The organism is Lactobacillus sp. RTP31084st1_F9_RTP31084_210423 (assembly GCF_040919545.1).
GTDB classification, from domain to species: Bacteria; Bacillota; Bacilli; order Lactobacillales; family Lactobacillaceae; genus Lactobacillus; species Lactobacillus paragasseri.
Map to the genome: position 1 here is coordinate 24,500 of NZ_JBCOVH010000002.1, position 17,888 is coordinate 42,387.

Here is a 17,888-nt window from a genome sequence, read left to right on the forward strand (position 1 = left end):
CAAAATTTTTAGACCAATTTTTATGAAGAAGTGTATAATTAATTTTCGAAAAAACTTTTTCGGAGGAAATATTGTGTCTGATAAAAGCGAATCACTGACTAAATTAGAAGAGGATGAAAAGTATAACCGACTAACAGCATTGAAGTTATTTGCGATGACTTCATCGATGGTTATTTCAGTTAATGAACTAGCTCCTTTTGGAAAAACTGGACCAACCGCAGTCTTTTATTTACTATTAGCTGGGTTAATATGGTTTGTACCAATTACGCAGATGGCAGGAGAAATGGCTTCTGTTGATGGCTGGGATAAGGGTGGAATTTTCACCTGGGTAAAGGGATCGCTGGGAGATCGTGCTGGCTGGACCGCAATGTTTTATCAGTGGATTCATATTACAGTTGGGATGAACACGATGATGTACGTTATTATTGGTGCATTGTCGATTACCTTTAATACTCCTTGGTTTAATACAACACCAAGTATTAGATTTTTACTGATGATGGTAATTATCTGGTCAATTACTATTGTTGAAATGGTTGGAGTTAAAAAGATTGGTCATATTGCAGAATGGTTATTTGCATTAGGAATTGCGTTACCAGTCATTTTACTAATCGTTACGTTCTTTATATATTTAATTCAAGGCCGTCCCTTATATATGCATTTAAACTGGGATAATATTATTCCACATCATTTAACTGGGACTACCTTAGTAGCTTTTGTGCCATTTGTACTTGCCTTTTGTGGTGGTGAAGCATCTGCACCACATGCTAAATACTTAGAAAATCCAAAGAAGTATTCTACAGTTATGCTTGCTCTAGCGATCACTGCTATTTCTTTTGATTTATTAGGTAGTACGGCAATTGGAATGTCAGTTCCTAAAGATCAAATTCAAAATTCAACTGGCTTTGTTTATACTTTCGGAAAAATTTTAGATTCAATTGGTTTACCTGGCGACTTAATTAAAAAATTTATCGGTGTGTTATTGGCAACGGGTATTATTGGGGAATTAGGCAATTGGCTTGCTGGTCCTAGTCAGGGAATGTTTGAAGCAGCTAAAGAAGGTTATATGCCTAAATTTTTTGCAAAATCTACTAATCGTGATGTTCCGATGAGATTAATTGTTTTACAGACTTTGATTGTAACGGCATCGGCTGTTTTAATTACTTTTACCAGTGGAAAGAACTCAGATTTTGCCTTTAATGTTTCTTTAGCAGCAACTACTGCGCAATATTTAATGGTTTATATTTTGATGTTAATTTCTTATATTGTTTTGAAAATAAAGCATGGAAACTTAAAGCGTAGTTATTATATGACTAAAAATAAAGCGTTAGGCATTACGATTGCGATTATTGCCCTGGTAATAACTGTAGTTGCTTTCTTTATTTCATTTATTCCTGCTCAAGGTACGCCAGCATACTTAAGGGGGGTTTATGTTTGGACGATGATTGGGCTTTGCATGATTGTTACGATTCTGCCACTGGTGATATATCATTATCATCACCACTTTTAAGTAGAATAAATGAAAGTTTGAAAAATATTAATAAAATAAACTTTTTACTTGTAAAAAGTTATTAATAAGATTACATTTAAGATGTATTCAAGTAAGAAGTGTAAAGCAAAAGAGCTATGGTAAATTTGAGGTATCCATAGCTCTTTTGTTTTATTAAATTTAATGACTTAAGGAATAAAAAAGAATGAATAATCCTGAAGAAATACAGCACTTCATTGACGTTTTAATTAAAGAAGATAGCTTTGTCAAAGCTGCTAAAAAATTATATATTTCGCAACCATATTTAACTCAACTGATCAAAAGAATTGAAAGTCATTTAGGTACTCCAATTATTAATCGAGATAAAAAGCCATATTCACTAACGCAAGCAGGGCTACTTTATTACCAATATTTAGAAAATGTTTCTTACGATAAACAGCAATTAAATAAAAAGATTGCTAAATATACACACCCTAATAAGGAAATTATCAAAATTGGTATTCTAGAAAGTTTAGGAACGTATTTACTACCAGAAATATTGCCAGATTTTTTAAAGCAAAATCCGCAAGTAGAGATTCAGCTTTTCGAAAATTTCCCTAGGGAAAATGAAAAGAACTTGCTAAGTGGAAATATTGATTGCTACATTGGACAAACTCCTGAAGCAATTGATTCAAGCCTAGATATTGTTAGTAATGGTGGGGAAAAGTATTATATCGTAATTTCACCAGCTTCTCCTTATTATCAAGCTGGAAAGTTTATACTTGATCCACATGAATTAGATCTAAAAGAGTTACTACAAGAGCCGTTCGTTTTAAGCGTTCCGGGTTCTGCAATTCGCCATCAAGTGAATGGCGTGTTTCAAAGATTTCACTTAGAGCCCAAAGTGATTTTAGAGTCTAAAAGTATTATTACGGCTACTAGTTTGGCAATTCATGGGATGGGGCTCACAATTTCCACTGCTAGTATTATTAAACGAATTGGTGAGACACCCATTAATTTGTTTCCTATTAGCCATGACCTAATTAATGTCGTTTTCTTTATTGCATCTAGGCGGGAAAAAACTAAATCAAAGGCTCTAAAAAATCTAATTAGAGAATTTAAGAATAAAAACCTGCAAGCAATTATCAGGTAATATTCTCTACTGTAAATTAGCTATAACAAATTTGTTATTGGTAAGTTACAAAAAAGATATTTAAGCAGTGCGTTTCAATTACCTATAATTTAGTTATGAAAAAGGTTTAAGAAAGGGCATTAGAATTATGAAATCAGGAAAGTATGAAGTAAGAGCTAAGGGCCATGGCGCAAGTTTCATGCCTATGGAAGTAACCCTCTCTGAAGATAAAATTGAAGATATTAAGGTAGACGCTAAGGGCGAAACTAAAGGTGTGGCAGACGAAGTCTTTAGACGTTTGCCAGAGGAAATTGTTAAAAATCAGACTTTAAATGTTGATACCGTCAGTGGTGCCACTATTTCTAGTCATGGTGTGATTGACGGAGTAGCCACTGCAATTAGTGAAGCTGGTGGTGATCCTGATGAGTGGAAGAAACGTGCTAAGCCTGCAGAACAAAGAGAAAAAGATGAAACGTATACTACTGATGTTACAATTGTAGGTGCTGGTGGTGCCGGTTTAGCTGCAGCAGCAAGAAGCATCCAACATAATAAAAAGGTTATTGTGCTTGAAAAATTCCCACAAATTGGTGGTAATACCAGTCGTGCAGGTGGTCCAATGAATGCGGCTGAACCTGATTGGCAAAAGCAATTTAAAGCTTTAGCTGGTGAAAAGGAAACTCTTGAAGAATTGGCAGCAACTCCAGTTGAAAAAATTGATCCAGAATATCAAACGGATTTTAAGGAGTTGCAAAAGCAGATAAAAAAATATGTTGCTTCTGGAGCTAATTACTTATTCGATTCAAAATTACTTCACGAAATTCAAACTTATTTAGGTGGTAAACGTACAGATTTAAAGGGTAATGAAATTCATGGAAATTATGCCTTAGTTAAAGAATTGGTTGATAATGCTTTAGATTCAGTTCACTGGCTGGCAGATTTAGGAATAGATTTTGATCGTAGCCAAGTGACAATGCCGGTTGGTGCTTTATGGAGAAGAGGACACAAGCCAGTTGAGCCAATGGGTTATGCTTTTATTCATGTTTTAGGTGACTGGGTAAAAGAACATGGTGGCACAATTTTAACCGATACTCGTGCTAAGCATTTAATTATTGAAGATGGCAAAGTTTGCGGTGTAATTGCAAAAAGACCCGATGGCAGTAAAATTACTATTCATGCCAAGGCAGTAATTTTAACTGCTGGAGGATTTGGTGCAAATACGCCAATGGTTCAAAAATACAATACTTACTGGAAACATATTGATGATAATATTGCGACTACTAATTCTCCAGCTATTACTGGTGACGGGATTGGCCTTGGTAAGGAAGCAGGCGCAGATTTGGTTGGAATGGGCTTTATTCAAATGATGCCTGTTTCTGATCCTAAGACTGGTGAATTATTTACTGGTCTTCAAACTCCTCCAGAAAACTATATTATGGTCAATCAAAAGGGAAAGCGTTTCGTAAATGAGTTTGCAGAACGTGATGTTTTAACTAAGGCAGCGATTGATAATGGCGGTTTATTCTACTTAATTGCCGATGACAAGATCAAAGATACTGCTTATAACACAACGCAAGAATCAATTGATGCGCAAGTTAAAGCAGGTACCTTATTTAGAGCAGATAGTTTAGAAGAGTTAGCTAAACAAATCGGTATGGATCCAGATACTTTAGTCGATACAATTAGGAAATATAATTCATATGTCGATGCAGGAAAAGATCCTGATTTTGAAAAGTCCGCCTTTAACTTAAAATGCGAGGTAGCACCATTTTATGCTACGCCAAGAAAGCCAGCCATTCACCATACAATGGGTGGTTTAAAGATTGATACTGGCGCGCATGTTTTAGATAAAACTGGTAAGCAAATTTCTGGTTTGTATGCGGCTGGTGAAGTAGCTGGTGGTATTCATGCCGGCAACCGCCTAGGTGGAAATTCTCTTGCTGATATTTTTACTTTTGGTAGAATTGCCGCAAACAGTGCTATTGATGAATTAGAAAAATAGTATAGATAGATTAAAACGTTGTAAACACTGGAGTTTGCAACGTTTTTTTGCTAAAATACTAAAAATACTTAATTTTTTTGGAGGACTTGAATTGAGAGAAGCGCAGGAAAAAAAGCTAACTACAAAACAGTACTTAATTGTAGCATCAATGATCTTTGCACTGTTCTTTGGTGCAGGAAACTTAATTTTCCCACTTCATTTAGGTCAGCTTGCTGGTAAAAATTGGGGACCAGCAGCAATTGGCTTCTCAATTACAGGGGTAGTCTTACCTTTACTTTCACTTCTTGCAGTTGCAATTACTCGTAGTAATGGTGTTTATCAAATTGGATTACCAGTAGGAAAGATCTTTGCTCTTTCTTTCATGACCTTAATGCAGCTAGCAATCGGTCCATTATTTGCAGCACCAAGAAATGCCACTGTATCTTATACTGTGGGGATTGCACCGCTTTTGCCTAAGCAATTTCATGGAATTGGTTTGATTGTCTTTACGATTATCTTTTTTGCCATAGTTTATGTGATTGCCTATAACGAGAGTGATATTCTTTCTTCTTTAGGTAAGGTTTTGAATCCGATTTTTTTAATTTTGCTTTTTATTGTCTTTGTAATTGCGTTTGCTCGCCCGCTTGGTAATCCTGATATGGCTACAACTACTAAAGAATATATGAACGGTGCGATAGTTAAAGGCTTTTTAGAGGGCTATAATACTATGGATGTTTTAGCTGGTTTAGCCTTTGGGGTTACTGTAGTAACAGCGATTAAAGAGCTAGTTAATAATGATGAAAAGAAAACTGCTCAAATGACTGCTAAGTCTGGGTTAATTGCAGTTATTGCAATTGGTGTAATCTATACTTTATTAATCGTTATTGGTGCGATGTCATTGGGGCATTTTAAAATAGCGAGTGATGGCGGTATTTTATTTTCAGAGATCGTTAAATATTATGCTGGTATTTTTGGGCAGGCGTTGTTAGCTGTTTTAATCTTTTTAGCCTGTTTAACTACCGCAGTTGGGGTCTTGGCGGCTTTTGCCTTGGATTTCAGTGCCCATTATTCAAAGATTAGTTATAAGGGGTGGCTAACAATCGGATGTCTAGGTTCGTTAGCTACAGCAAATTTGGGCTTGGAAAAAATCATTCATTGGTCGCTTCCTGTTTTAATGTTTTTATATCCCTTGGCTATTGTATTAATTATTCTATCTGTATGTTCACCGCTATTTAAAGACGACATGGTAGTATACAAAATTACGATGCTTTTAACTCTAGTTCCAGCGATTTTTGATTTAATTACTAACTTGCCTGCACCAATTTCTGGAACACAGTTTTATAAAGCAGTAAGTCAGATTCGCTTGCAATATTTACCTTTAGCCAATATTGGCTTATCTTGGGTTGTACCAACAATTTTAGGATTAGTTATCAGTGTCTTGATTCATTTTTGGCGCCGTAAAGCTAATAAAATATAGTAATTCAGCTATGGTTCATTTGAATCATAGCTTTTTTGTTGGGATAATGAAGCTAGGTGATAAAAATGAGTTTAACCAATAAAGTGCCCGAAAAAGATGTGCATGATTTATTTACTCGGGTAGCTCCGCATTATGATCAGATGAATAATTTAATTAGCTTAGGTACGCAAAATGGTTGGCGCAAGAAATTTCTAAAAGAATTAAAAGTAGCACCGGGTGAATTTGTCCTAGATTTATGTTGTGGTACTGGCGATATCACGATTGCTTTGGCAAAACAAGTTGGTCCGTCAGGAAATGTAATTGGACTTGATTTTAACCAAGAAATGCTTGATTTAGCTGAGCAGAAAATACGCCAGCAAGATTTACAAAAAGAAATTCAATTAAAGCAAGGGGATGCAATGGAATTGCCATACCCAGATCAGAGCTTTGATATAGTAACGATTGGTTTTGGCTTACGGAATGTTCCTGATGCAAATCAAGTCCTGAAAGAAATCTATCGAGTATTAAAGCCAACTGGTAAAGTGGGAGTGTTAGAAACATCGCAGCCAACCAACCCGCTTATTAAGTTAGGATGGAAGAGCTATTTTAAGTTATTTCCTAGCTTTGCAAAATTATTAGGTGCTAATGTATCTGATTATCAATATTTGTCTCATACTACCGCCAAATTTGTTTCTGCGGAGCATTTAAAAGCAATGCTTATAAAAAATGGATTTAAAAATGTGCATGTAGATAAATTAAATTTAGGTGCGGGTGCAATTCATATCGGAATTAAGAAGTAAATGAGCTAAAATATAAAATAAAAACTAAAAAAGGAGAATTTTATGAAAACTGGTACTAAAATTATTACTTTAGACAACGGTTATCACTTGTGGACTAATACTCAAGGTGAAGGCGATATTCACTTATTAGCGCTTCATGGTGGACCTGGTGGCAACCATGAGTATTGGGAAGATGCTGCAGACCAATTAAAGAAACAAGGATTGAATGTACAAGTTACTATGTATGATCAATTAGGTTCATTATATTCAGATCAACCAGATTACTCTGATCCAGAAATTGCCCAAAAATATTTAACTTATGAATATTTCTTAGATGAAGTTGATGAAGTTCGTGAAAAACTTGGCTTAGATAATTTTTACTTAATTGGTCAAAGTTGGGGCGGTCTTTTAGTTCAAGAATACGCTGTTAAATATGGTAAGCACTTAAAGGGTGCAATTATTTCATCAATGGTTGATGAGATTGATGAATATGTTGATTCAGTTAACAGAAGAAGACAAGAAGTTCTTCCACAAACAGAAATTGACTTCATGCATGAATGCGAAAAGAATAATGATTATGATAATCAACGCTACCAAGAAGATGTGCAAATTTTAAATATTAATTTTGTGGATCGAAAGCAACCATCAAAGCTTTATCACTTAAAAGACTTAGGTGGCAGCGCAGTTTATAATGTCTTCCAAGGTGATAATGAATTTGTTATTACTGGTAAGCTTAAAGACTGGCATTTTAGAGATCAACTTAAGAATATTAAGGTACCAACATTAATTACTTTTGGTGAAAATGAGACAATGCCAATTTCTACTGCTAAAATTATGCAAAAAGAAATACCAAATTCACGTCTTGTTACTACGCCTAATGGTGGGCACCATCATATGGTTGATAACCCTGACGTTTATTATAGGCACTTAGCTGACTTCATTCGTGAAGTTGAAAATGGCAATTTTAAGGGTGAATAACGATAAAAAGTCCATGCGATAGCTTCTATATTGAAGCTCTAGCATGGACTTTTTAAGCATATAAATCGCTTTCAAGGTATGTATCCTATATAATTAATAGTAAATATAGTTTTATTAATTTAAGGAGAAAAGCCATGAAGAGAAAAATAAGTAAACTGCTAGCAGCAACTGCTTTAATAGGGACATTAGGAATTTCAGTAGTGGCTTGCAACAATAATGATTCAACTAGTAAAACTAAGCAATCAAGTGTAAAGAAGACCGTTAAAGATAAGGCAAGTAATACAAGAAATACAGCAAGAAAAAGTAAGATTAAACTTAGTCAAACTGAAGCAATAAATAAATTTGATAAAAAGTATTCTGATAAAAAATTAAAAGAAATAGATCTAAAATTAGATGGTAATAAGTACTTTTATGAAATTACAGGATTTGATAAAGATAAAGAATATGAAATGACCATCAATGCTACAAGTGGAAAAGAAGTTAAATCTAGTTCTGAAAAATTAGACTTAGATGAACGTCTGCAAAAAGGACTTGATTTAGATAAGGTAATTTCTCGTGATCAAGCAAGTGAAATAGCAGAAAAAGAAGTTAAAAATAGCACTGCTAAAGAATGGACTCTAAAAATGGATCAGGACAAAGCTATTTGGGATGTAACTGTTGAATCAGTTTCAAGCAAACATGAAGTAGAAATTGATGCTATTTCTAAGAAAGTTATTAAATCAGAAAAAGATGATTAAACAAAAAATTCAGAGTTTTTAAGCTCTGAATTTTTTTATTAGTATTTTTGTAGAAATTAATTTAATAAGTAATTAGCTTATCGGCGTTCATTGTTTCATCGTCTAACTTGTAAGTCTTTAATTCAAAATCATTTTCAAAGTTGCAGTAATAAGTCTTAGTAGCAGCAGAATAGCAAGCAGTATAGACAGTGTATTCATTCCTACCTTGTTTGTTAACTACGCTGCCTTTAATCATCGCAACAGACTTTAAGATGTTAAAGAACTTGGCAACGTTAGCTTTTTCACCTTTAACAGTTGGATAATTAACATTTAAGTAAGCTGCTTTAACAAAGCGATCTGCTGGAATGCTATCACCTGGTAAACCTAAGCTGCCAGTGCCAACGCCCCATGGAGCAACTTTTTGACCGTTCCAGCTTTGAGCTGTAGCGTCATGTGGATCTAAGCCAGTATAGTTGCCGAGATTAGTAAGGTGCCAATTAAAGTCTGGGCTGTTAGTTAGAACGCCAAGCTTATCATCAAAGACTTTCATACCGTATTGCTTTGAAACCTCGACAATAATAGCTTCATCTTTGTCACTAATAATCCAGTGAAGAGGAGCAACTGCAAACGATGAATTAATAGCTTCATTAACTAAGTTAACGTTTTTTAAAGCTTCTTTTACGTCGCTGACTTTAGTAAAGTTTTGGGTGACCCAGAGCATAATTTCGTAAGAAGCTAAATTAATTTTTCCATCAATTGGACCGTCACTGAATTTGGCAAAATGCGGGAAGTTTAGACCAGCAATTCCCAAACCATCTTCATTGAAACAGTCAAAGTAAGAAGGATAGCCATCGACTACAATTCCCATGCCGATAACAGCCTTTTTAGTAGTTGTATTATCTAAAAATTTATATGGAAGAGGATAGTTGCGAGGTGTAATAATTACACCTTCACCATAATCTTGTCCAATGTCTAAGTTACGTCCAAAGTATAGATTTCCTTGATCATCAGTAAATCTTAAACCAGTACACATTTTAAAATCCTCCTTAATTATTCAGTAGTAGTTTTAGTTTCTTGCTGAATGATGTATTTCTTTTGACTTCTCTTAATTTGAATAACAGCAAATACTAAGGTGATAAAACCAATTGCTACAAAGGCAATCATGAAGTACCAAGCGACTGTAAAGCTGCCTTTTCCTTTAATAATTCCGAATAATGGAGCACCAATAGCATATCCAATCGCATAAGCCAAACCAACGTATCCTAACATTACACCCTGATCTCTTGAACCAAAGAGGTCCTTAGCCATAAATGCAGGACCAGACATGTAGCTAAATACGGCTAAACCACAGAAGATAGCGTAAGCAATTCCTGCAATTTTACTTACGTGAGCGCCGTAAGGTTGAAAACTGATCAGAACCATCATTAAGATGGATAAAACATACATGCAGCCAGCATAGGTCATTGATTTAGCAGTACCAAATTTATCAAATAAGAAGCCACCGGAAACATTTCCAATTAAACAACCAACACCGTACATTGATCCAATGAGACCAACATCTGTTAGTGAAAGTTTAGTATCAAGAAAGGCTGCATAATCTTCATTTAAGGAAGCTAAGCCTAAGCCAATAATTAGAAAACCAAGACTGAAAATCCAGAACCATTTCATTTGTAAAACTTGTTTACTAGTCCAGCCTTTAAATTCCTTAGCTTTAGCCAATTCTGCTTCTTTCTTGCTTTCAGCTAACTCAGCATCAGAAATAACGATTTCATCTTTCTTAGGAGTTCTAATAAAGCAGGCAATAATTATACCAATTACTAATAGAGCAACTGCGAAGATGAAAAATGGTGCCATTGAAGTCAAGTGACCGGTCTTAGTATTACCAGTCATAAAGTGCTTTAAAATAGCTTGCGTTGCAGGTTGTAAGAAAATATTACCAATTGAGCCACCACAGAAAGCAATTCCTAGAGCAGCTCCACGTCCTTTTGCAGGGAACCAGTGGTTAATAACCCAAGGCACACCTTGACCGGAATAAAAAGTTGAGCCAATCATACAAATGATAGCGGCAATATAGAATCCTGGTAGTTTTGTACTAATTCCAAAGATTACATAGGCAATAGCGGAAAGACCAATACCGATTAAATACATAAGTCTGAAATTAACTTTCTCTAATGCTTTACCAATAAATGGCGAAGCAACTGAAGCAAAAACTGCCCCAAACGTAAAGATTAATGTATATGATGCTAAGGTAAAGTGAAAAGTATTAACTAAAGGGTGGATAAACAAAGGTTGAATATTTTGAGCAATCCCGTAAGGAATGGCTTGGGTTAACATACAAAGGAAAACCATAAAATATTTATAGCCTTTGCTGACGACCTTATCTTTAGTAGCGACATCAGTAGACATGTAATTACCTTCTTTCTAAACTAATTACTTATCTAAAATAATATTTGGTTTGCTGACGACAATATTTTTTTGCATTTGCTTAATTTTAATAGCTGCAAAAATTAATAATATAAAACCAATTGCTACAAAGAAAGTAGTGCAGCACCAAGCAGTTGTAAAACTGGTAGCGCCTTTTATGACGCCAAATAATGGGGCGCCAATTGCAAAACCAACAGCATATGCCAGGCTAATGTAACCTAAGTTAACGCCTTGGGCTTTTGCACCAAATAAGCTTTTTGACATAAATGCGGGACCAGGCATATAGCTAAAGACAGATAGACCACTTGTAAAGGCCCAACCCATACCAGCGTAGAAATTAACGCGATCGCCATAAGGATGGAGGCTAATAAAGATCATCATTAGGATAGCTATAATTAACATTATTCCTGCATATGCCATTGATTTGGCTGTGCCGAACTTATCAAATAAATAACCTCCAGAAATATTTCCGATGATACCAGCGAGTCCAAATACCGAGCCAATCATTCCGACTTCAGTTAAGGATAATTTAGTATCAAGGAAGGCCGCATAGTCTTCGTTTAACGAGGCCAAGCCTAAGCCGATAATTAAAAATCCAATACTAAAAATCCAGAACCATTTCATATGTAGAACTTGTTTACCGCTCCAGCCTTGAAATTCATGTGCTTGCTTTTGAGCAGCTTCGTGCCGGTTTTGCTCAACTTCTTGAGCAGAAGCTAAGATTTCATCTTTCTTTGGTACTCTAATAAAAGCCGTAATAATCAATCCAACTATTAGCAAAGCAATAGCAAAGATAAAGAAAGGTGCCATGGAAGTTAAGTGACCAGTTTTAGTATTACCGGTCATGAAATGCTTTAAAATTTCCTGGGTAATAGGTTGGAGGAAAATATCACCAATCGAGCCACCGCAGAATGCTAAACCTAAAGCAACGCCGCGTCCTTTAAACGGAAACCAGTGGTTGATAATCCATGGAACACCTTGACCAGAATAAAAGGTTGAACCAACCATACAAATAATTCCAGCTAAATAAAAGCCAGGTAACTTTGTGCTAATTCCAAAAATTACATATGCTCCAGCTGAAAGACAAATACCAATCAGATATAAAATTTTAAAGTTTACTTTTTGTAAAGCCTTACCAACTAATGGTGAAACTAAAGACCCTACGACAGCCCCAAAAGTAAAAATTAATGTGTAAGAAGCTAATGTAAAATGAAAAGTATTAACTAGAGGGTGAACAAATAAAGGTTGAATTAATTGAGCGATTCCATATGGAACAGCTTGAGTTAACATGCAGAGAAATACCATAAAGTATTTGTAGCCTTTACTGACCACCTTTTGTCTATCGTTTGACATCGTATCTCTCTTCTTTCTGACAAAATACTATTAGCTTGATAAGTTATATATTATTAAGCGCGTGAGCTTTGACTATAGCCACCTATATTGTGGCTCACTGAATCGAGTAAATCAAAAATAACGGCTTATAATGTTATTTAATAGGTATAATAAAAAGCCTATCTTTTTTTAGATAGACTTAAGAAAATTATTTTTTTACATATCCTGCGATGTCACCATCGTCAAAACTATAGCTTAATTTCTTGCCATATGCCTTTTCATAGGCTTTTTTCTTTTGTAGATAATCAATATCACGCATTCTTTTGGCATTTTGATCAACTGTTAGACGGTCAATTGGATAGATTGTTGGCAAAACGTGAAGAATGTAGCGAGTTTTATGGAACTCGCTACTATTTTTCTCCATTTCAGGAAGATCCTGAATCTCTACAAAACAGGAAATAATTGGAACGTTGGCTTTAGCTGCGTAGTAGTAGGCACCTTTTTGAAGAGGACGCGGCTTTCGATAGTTATACCACATTTCTTGTTCTGGATAGATCAAGACCCAGCCCTTTTTGTCAAAAACTTGCTGCAAATGTTTAGGAAATTCACGCCCCAAATATTGGTAGCTTTGAACAATTGGAATTGCATTAATGTTGTTCATTAAGAAACCAAAGAAACCGGGTAATTTTAAATTAGAATCTTCAATCACAATATAAAGCTTTTTGTGACATTTGTTGGCTAATTTTTTGATTGGAAGACTATCAGTTTGTTTGAAGTGATTACTAGTAACAATTGCGCCATATTTAGGCCCTTGAGCACGATGTTTATTCTTGATTTGCGTGTGGGCCATCAAAATTAAAGTATCAATATTAATAATGCCTTGGGCAATAATATTCTTTAGTTTATGACTAAACTTTTTTTGTTGTTCCCAATAATCATTAACCAGCTTGATTCTTTCGCTTTTAGTTAGGATAGGATCGCCTAATTCGACTTTGGCATGCATTTTTCCTTTTTTAACAGCTGCTTTGATGTTTTCGATAACTTTTGCGCGATTTTCTCCAATAATCATAATTTAACCCTTTCGCCTTTTCTTTTAACTTGAGCCCAATTATTTGGATCAAGTGCTGTGCTAGCTTCTTTTTCAAGCATATGATCTAATTTTGCTCGGTCTTCGGCTCGCTCTTGGTCAGTATAGTTGTCTAATTCTCCCTTTAACTCCTCATAAAAAGGTGTGCTAGAGGCATATTTCCAGAAATAATCATTATATTGGACATCTTTAAAGTGCCAAGGTTTGAAAAACAAATTATAGTGAATTAGCCCAGGTTTAGAAATGGGTTCGGTATTTTCATTAGGCATTGCATCCCAGCGTGGATCAAGATGCAAAATTCTTCCATCACCAATCTCATTTAGGTAGTCTTGATCAGGAGCAATACAATCAAAGTGATATTGTTCAAGTAAATGCATAAAGTGATCGATAAAGTGTTCATCCCTAAAAGCCTTAGAATTTAAGACTAACATCCCCGAATTGATATATTTCTTTGGATCGAGAGATAGAACCTCTTTAATATATTTCACCATTTTATCTACATATTGAATCGATGAGTCTGTACAAGCGGCGAATAGCTTATTATCTAAGTCGTTATTATACAGCTTAGCAATGTCATCAACGACGACGGTGTCACTATCGATGTAAATTGCTTTATCATATTGTGGAAATAGGTCCGGAATAAAGAGACGATAAAAAATAGACATTGTGAAAAAGTCTGCTCGAAGGTAGTTTTCTTTACGATTCTGGATCGGTTTTACTAATTTTTCATCGATATGGAAAAATTTAACATGTACATAGTCATTAGCAAAAGCTGCAAGTTGCTTTTGGTGTTTCTCAGACAGGTCTTGGTTTAAAAAAGTAACTGTGTAATCATTTTGCGGACTAGCATTCTTAACTAAGGAGTTAAGCGAAACAGCCGCATACTTGGTAAAATCATCACTAATACTATAAAAAACAGGGATAGTCATTTTTAGTCCTCTTTATATCTTTACAGATGTTGTTTTCTTAACTTTTGCCCAAGTTACATCTTCATCTTTGATTTCATCAACTTTTTTAATCATCCAATCAAGGTCAGTACGTGCTTTTTTACGGTCCTCATCGGTAAAGCTAGCTAATTGTGCTTTTAGTTCTTCATAATATGGAGACTTCTTAGCAACATCCCAGAAGTATTTGCCATATTGAACATCTGCAAAATGCCAGGGCTTGAAGAAAAGATTATAATGAACAATTTTAGGATTTTTAATTTCATCCATGTGTTCATTAGGCATTGCATCCCATTCAAGTGGTAAATGATAAATTTTATCTTCGCAAATCTCATTCATATAAGCTTGATCAGGATCGATATTATCGAAATGATACTTTTCAATTAATGAATAGAATTTATCGACAAATTTCTTATCTCTAAAGGCTTTCATATTGAAGAGAATAACGCCGTTATTAATATATTTTTCTGGTGGAAAAATACCTTGACATTCCTTGATATAAACTTGAAGTGGTTTAATAAATCTGATTGACATATCTGGTACGCTGGCAAACATGTTATCACCAATTTCGGTGTTGTAAAGCTCAGCGATGTCAGTACAAATAATAGTATCAGCATCTAAATAAACAGCCTTGTCATATTGAGGAAAAAGGTTAGGAATAAATAGACGGTAAAAAATAGACATCGTGAAAAATTGTGCCCGTAAGTAATTCTCTTCACTGTTGTGAATCGGAGCTACCATTTCGTCATCAATATGAAAAATATTAACATGGACATTTTTGGTTGAAAGATCTTCCAAATCTTTCTTATGCATATCACTAATGTTTTGAACTAAGAGAGTAATGGTATAGTCCTTGTTTGGATCAACATGGTCAATTAGTGACTGAATTGAAACAGCTGCGTAAGGTGTGTAGTTGTCGCTAATTGTATAAAAAACAGGTATAGTCATCAAAAATAGACTCCTTATATATTAAAAGTTCCTAGGCCCGCTTTAATTGTGACCTAAGCTCTGTATACTGCTTAAGTAAATCATCATATTCATGTAATTTCAAGACACTGTGCACACGCTCTATATCCCATGGTTTAACAGTTAAAGTATGGAAGTATGGCTTAAAGCGAAAGCTAGTTGTAAAATGTTGAATTTTAGTATCGGGTCGTAAACGATATTGTTCATTGTAGCAGCGCGGAGCAATTTTCTTCTCAGTAGCAAGTTTATTTAGAGCAGACTGATCTGGGAGAAGCATTTTTTTATCACTCATTTTTTCTCTAACTTTGGCAAATAATTGTGTTTTTTTAATTTCAGACATATTAAGAAGCAAGACGCCTGAGTTTAAGTAATCAAATGGCTTATGAGTATGGATATTATGAAAGAAGAAACGACCCCAGAAGTCTAAAACACCAACTAGTTCGATATTAGTTAGATCTTGATTATAAAAGTCGCTAATATCTTTACGCACAATAATATCATCATCTAAATATAAGATACGATCAGGAATTTGTGGTAGTTGATCCGCAAAAAGGCGCAGCATTGCATATGGAGTAAAGCGTGTTTCCATATTTGCTCGTGGAGGTTCTTTTTTAAATAATTCAGTACAATCGATTAATTCAGCAGTATTGTTAGGATCTTTTTCCTTCAGCAGTTTTTTAATTAGTCTAAATGCTTGCTGATTAAAAGCTGTGTATCCCTCTGCGTGCATCGTTAAAATGTAAAAGTGTAGGGGAGTTGATGTGTTTTTTAGTAAAGATAGTGTTGTAATTAAAATACCATCTTCGGCATGAGAATCGCCGCAAAACATAATGTTCATTTTTATCCTCCGATTTTTCGCTGCTGGTAGCGATAATACTCATAGTTGCTTAATTTTGAACGGTCCTTTAATTGAGTAAATACTTGATCATGTAGCTTTTTTTGCTGTATTTTTTTAGGCAGAGAAGTATCTGGGAAAAAAGGCCCATCAATATAGACAGTAATCCTAGGTCGCTTGCTGAATTTTCTTTTCTGGTAGGTTGTCGTCATGACAAAGCTTGGCTTATTCGTTTGAACTGGAAAATTAAAACTAGTTGCTGGAAATGGGCGAATATCAGTATAGTAAGGCCAGACATGTGCTTCTGGGTAAATAATAATATGGGCATCTTCCTTAGTTAGAGTATTAACTGCCTTAAGCAAATGAATTGCTTGTTTAATATTTTTGCCAACTGGTAGTCCTCCATAAGGTAAGAGAATTTTTCCAATTATTGGAATTCCCCAGTTTGCTTGATTAGCAATTGCATAATAATCTTTCCAGCCAAAGAGGGTTAAAGGCATAAAGGCATCATTAACCATTTGAGTGTGATTTCCATAGACAAAATAGCTTTGATGTTTATATTTAAATAACTTATCTCTCCCTATTACTTTGACATGCATTACGCCATAAGTAAAAAGATAAGCAAAACCAGTAGCTAAAAAACGCATTAAATAGTTAAGAGGAGTACGTTTAATGATTTGATAATTGCTAGGTAGGGTGAAATCTTGTTGCTTACTTTTGACAATGTCATCAGTTAAAGAATTATAGTAAATAACATTACGTTGAGATGTTTTAGTATTCATGATATTAATTATAAAAGAAGTTTAAAAACAAAAAAAGACATCGCCACAGCGATGCCTTATAAATATGGGTGGTCAGGGGATCGAACCCTGGACCCACGGATTAAGAGTCCGTTGCTCTGCCAGCTGAGCTAACCACCCAATTGGATAACCAACAAATAGTATTATGCCAGGAAAAGAACTAAAGTGCAAGCTTTTTTTGCATAAGTTTAAAAAAAGTGTGGAAAACAGTATAATATAGTTATTAATATTGAGGAGGCATCATTTATGCCAAAAAAGATTTTAGTCGTTGACGATGAAAAACCAATTTCTGACATTATTAAATTTAACTTGACTAAGGAAGGCTTTGATGTCGACACTGCTTATGACGGCGAAGAAGCGGTAAAAAAAGTTGATGAATATGATCCAGACTTGATGATCCTAGATTTAATGTTGCCTAAAAAAGATGGCTTAGAAGTTGCACGGGAAGTACGTCAAACTCATGATATGCCAATTATTATGGTAACTGCTAAAGATACTGAAATTGATAAGGTATTAGGGCTTGAGATGGGGGCAGATGACTATGTTACTAAGCCTTTCTCCAATCGAGAGCTAGTTGCTAGAGTAAAGGCAAACCTACGTAGACGTGATTTAACCCAAAAAGCTACTGAAGATGATGAAGATAAGAATATTACTATTAGTAATTTAGTAATTATGCCTGAGGCCTATATGGTCGAAAAAAATGGCGAAAGAATTGAATTAACGCATCGTGAATTTGAATTACTTCATTATTTAGCTCAGCATATGGGTCAAGTGATGACTAGAGAACATTTGCTGCAAACCGTTTGGGGCTATGATTACTTCGGGGATGTTAGAACTGTTGACGTAACTGTGAGACGTTTACGTGAAAAAATCGAAGACAATCCGAGTTCGCCAACAATTTTAGTTACACGGCGTGGAGTAGGATATTACGTTAAAAACCCATCAGATGAATAAGGATCAAAGTCACTAGTAATAGTGGCTTTTTTTGCAATTAGG

At 35.0% G+C, this 17,888-nt stretch carries 16 protein-coding genes and 1 tRNA gene; 8 read left to right on the forward strand and 9 right to left on the reverse strand.

Features of this window, described 5'->3' with window-relative positions; translation table 11 throughout:
- Positions 1-22: 22 nt before the first annotated feature.
- The 7 genes from AB5359_RS05445 (at position 23) to AB5359_RS05475 (ending at position 8,525) form a co-directional block, all read left to right on the forward strand.
- A complete protein-coding gene (locus AB5359_RS05445) occupies positions 23-1,507 on the forward strand; it encodes an APC family permease (protein WP_048685813.1) in 1,485 nt (494 codons plus the stop codon).
- Between the two features lie 184 nt (positions 1,508-1,691).
- Positions 1,692-2,618 carry a LysR family transcriptional regulator gene (locus AB5359_RS05450; RefSeq protein WP_048685811.1) on the forward strand — a complete coding sequence of 309 codons (927 nt, stop codon included), beginning with the start codon at positions 1,692-1,694 and terminating at the stop codon, positions 2,616-2,618.
- A 127-nt stretch (positions 2,619-2,745) separates the two neighbouring features.
- Positions 2,746-4,596, forward strand: a complete 1,851-nt coding sequence (locus AB5359_RS05455) for a flavocytochrome c (protein ID WP_048685809.1) — start codon at positions 2,746-2,748, stop codon at positions 4,594-4,596.
- Between the two features lie 91 nt (positions 4,597-4,687).
- Positions 4,688-6,052, forward strand: coding sequence for a branched-chain amino acid transport system II carrier protein (brnQ, locus tag AB5359_RS05460; protein ID WP_048685807.1), 1,365 nt, complete (start codon positions 4,688-4,690; stop codon positions 6,050-6,052).
- Between the two features lie 65 nt (positions 6,053-6,117).
- Positions 6,118-6,831, forward strand: coding sequence for a bifunctional demethylmenaquinone methyltransferase/2-methoxy-6-polyprenyl-1,4-benzoquinol methylase UbiE (gene ubiE, locus AB5359_RS05465; RefSeq protein WP_256323134.1), 714 nt, complete (start codon positions 6,118-6,120; stop codon positions 6,829-6,831).
- A gap of 42 nt (positions 6,832-6,873) precedes the next feature.
- Positions 6,874-7,788 (forward strand): prolyl aminopeptidase, encoded by a 915-nt coding sequence (locus AB5359_RS05470; RefSeq protein WP_003649691.1) that lies wholly within the window; start codon positions 6,874-6,876, stop codon positions 7,786-7,788.
- A 134-nt stretch (positions 7,789-7,922) separates the two neighbouring features.
- A complete protein-coding gene (locus AB5359_RS05475; protein ID WP_368279810.1) occupies positions 7,923-8,525 on the forward strand; it encodes a PepSY domain-containing protein in 603 nt (200 codons plus the stop codon).
- Between the two features lie 61 nt (positions 8,526-8,586).
- Here the strand turns inward: AB5359_RS05475 and bsh are convergent, their stop codons facing one another.
- From bsh to AB5359_RS05520, 9 genes are all read right to left on the reverse strand, one after another.
- The gene (gene bsh / locus AB5359_RS05480) at positions 8,587-9,537 is read right to left on the reverse strand and encodes a choloylglycine hydrolase (RefSeq protein WP_368155132.1); all 951 of its coding nucleotides are present in this window, start codon (positions 9,535-9,537) and stop codon (positions 8,587-8,589) included.
- Positions 9,538-9,554: 17 nt separating this feature from the next.
- The gene (locus AB5359_RS05485) at positions 9,555-10,910 is read right to left on the reverse strand and encodes a conjugated bile salt MFS transporter (protein WP_048685799.1); all 1,356 of its coding nucleotides are present in this window, start codon (positions 10,908-10,910) and stop codon (positions 9,555-9,557) included.
- Between the two features lie 24 nt (positions 10,911-10,934).
- Positions 10,935-12,281, reverse strand: a complete 1,347-nt coding sequence (locus AB5359_RS05490) for a conjugated bile salt MFS transporter (protein WP_048685798.1) — start codon at positions 12,279-12,281, stop codon at positions 10,935-10,937.
- A gap of 187 nt (positions 12,282-12,468) precedes the next feature.
- Complete coding sequence (locus tag AB5359_RS05495) at positions 12,469-13,329, reverse strand: lysophospholipid acyltransferase family protein (protein ID WP_048685796.1); 861 nt, start codon at positions 13,327-13,329, stop codon at positions 12,469-12,471.
- On the reverse strand, positions 13,326-14,276 hold the full coding sequence (locus AB5359_RS05500; protein WP_048685794.1) for a glycosyltransferase family 8 protein: 951 nt from the start codon (positions 14,274-14,276) through the stop codon (positions 13,326-13,328). Before AB5359_RS05500 ends, AB5359_RS05495 begins: the two co-directional genes overlap by 4 nt.
- Before the next feature lie 12 nt (positions 14,277-14,288).
- Positions 14,289-15,239 (reverse strand): glycosyltransferase family 8 protein, encoded by a 951-nt coding sequence (locus tag AB5359_RS05505; protein WP_174705291.1) that lies wholly within the window; start codon positions 15,237-15,239, stop codon positions 14,289-14,291.
- A gap of 31 nt (positions 15,240-15,270) precedes the next feature.
- The gene (locus tag AB5359_RS05510) at positions 15,271-16,095 is read right to left on the reverse strand and encodes a glycosyltransferase family 8 protein (RefSeq protein WP_003649683.1); all 825 of its coding nucleotides are present in this window, start codon (positions 16,093-16,095) and stop codon (positions 15,271-15,273) included.
- Between the two features lie 2 nt (positions 16,096-16,097).
- Complete coding sequence (locus AB5359_RS05515; RefSeq protein ID WP_048685790.1) at positions 16,098-16,874, reverse strand: acyl-phosphate glycerol 3-phosphate acyltransferase; 777 nt, start codon at positions 16,872-16,874, stop codon at positions 16,098-16,100.
- Between the two features lie 65 nt (positions 16,875-16,939).
- Positions 16,940-17,012 (reverse strand) — tRNA-Lys (locus AB5359_RS05520).
- A gap of 126 nt (positions 17,013-17,138) precedes the next feature.
- On the opposite strand from AB5359_RS05520, the gene yycF reads away from it, so the two are divergent.
- Positions 17,139-17,846, forward strand: a complete 708-nt coding sequence (yycF, locus tag AB5359_RS05525) for a response regulator YycF (RefSeq protein WP_048685788.1) — start codon at positions 17,139-17,141, stop codon at positions 17,844-17,846.
- The last annotated feature ends 42 nt before the right edge of the window (positions 17,847-17,888 follow it).

Excerpts from the sequence above, each read along its gene's own strand:
- AB5359_RS05445 (WP_048685813.1), top strand. The coding sequence starts at position 23 with ATGAAGAAGTGTATAATTAATTTTCGAAAAAACTTTTTCGGAGGAAAT.
- AB5359_RS05450 (WP_048685811.1), top strand. The coding sequence starts at position 1,692 with ATGAATAATCCTGAAGAAATACAGCACTTCATTGACGTTTTAATTAAA.
- AB5359_RS05455 (WP_048685809.1), top strand. The coding sequence starts at position 2,746 with ATGAAATCAGGAAAGTATGAAGTAAGAGCTAAGGGCCATGGCGCAAGT.
- ubiE (WP_256323134.1), top strand. The coding sequence starts at position 6,118 with ATGAGTTTAACCAATAAAGTGCCCGAAAAAGATGTGCATGATTTATTT.
- AB5359_RS05470 (WP_003649691.1), top strand. The coding sequence starts at position 6,874 with ATGAAAACTGGTACTAAAATTATTACTTTAGACAACGGTTATCACTTG.
- AB5359_RS05475 (WP_368279810.1), top strand. The coding sequence starts at position 7,923 with ATGAAGAGAAAAATAAGTAAACTGCTAGCAGCAACTGCTTTAATAGGG.
- bsh (WP_368155132.1), bottom strand. The coding sequence starts at position 9,537 with ATGTGTACTGGTTTAAGATTTACTGATGATCAAGGAAATCTATACTTT.
- AB5359_RS05485 (WP_048685799.1), bottom strand. The coding sequence starts at position 10,910 with ATGTCTACTGATGTCGCTACTAAAGATAAGGTCGTCAGCAAAGGCTAT.
- AB5359_RS05490 (WP_048685798.1), bottom strand. The coding sequence starts at position 12,281 with ATGTCAAACGATAGACAAAAGGTGGTCAGTAAAGGCTACAAATACTTT.
- AB5359_RS05495 (WP_048685796.1), bottom strand. The coding sequence starts at position 13,329 with ATGATTATTGGAGAAAATCGCGCAAAAGTTATCGAAAACATCAAAGCA.
- AB5359_RS05500 (WP_048685794.1), bottom strand. The coding sequence starts at position 14,276 with ATGACTATCCCTGTTTTTTATAGTATTAGTGATGATTTTACCAAGTAT.
- AB5359_RS05505 (WP_174705291.1), bottom strand. The coding sequence starts at position 15,239 with ATGACTATACCTGTTTTTTATACAATTAGCGACAACTACACACCTTAC.
- AB5359_RS05510 (WP_003649683.1), bottom strand. The coding sequence starts at position 16,095 with ATGAACATTATGTTTTGCGGCGATTCTCATGCCGAAGATGGTATTTTA.
- AB5359_RS05515 (WP_048685790.1), bottom strand. The coding sequence starts at position 16,874 with ATGAATACTAAAACATCTCAACGTAATGTTATTTACTATAATTCTTTA.
- yycF (WP_048685788.1), top strand. The coding sequence starts at position 17,139 with ATGCCAAAAAAGATTTTAGTCGTTGACGATGAAAAACCAATTTCTGAC.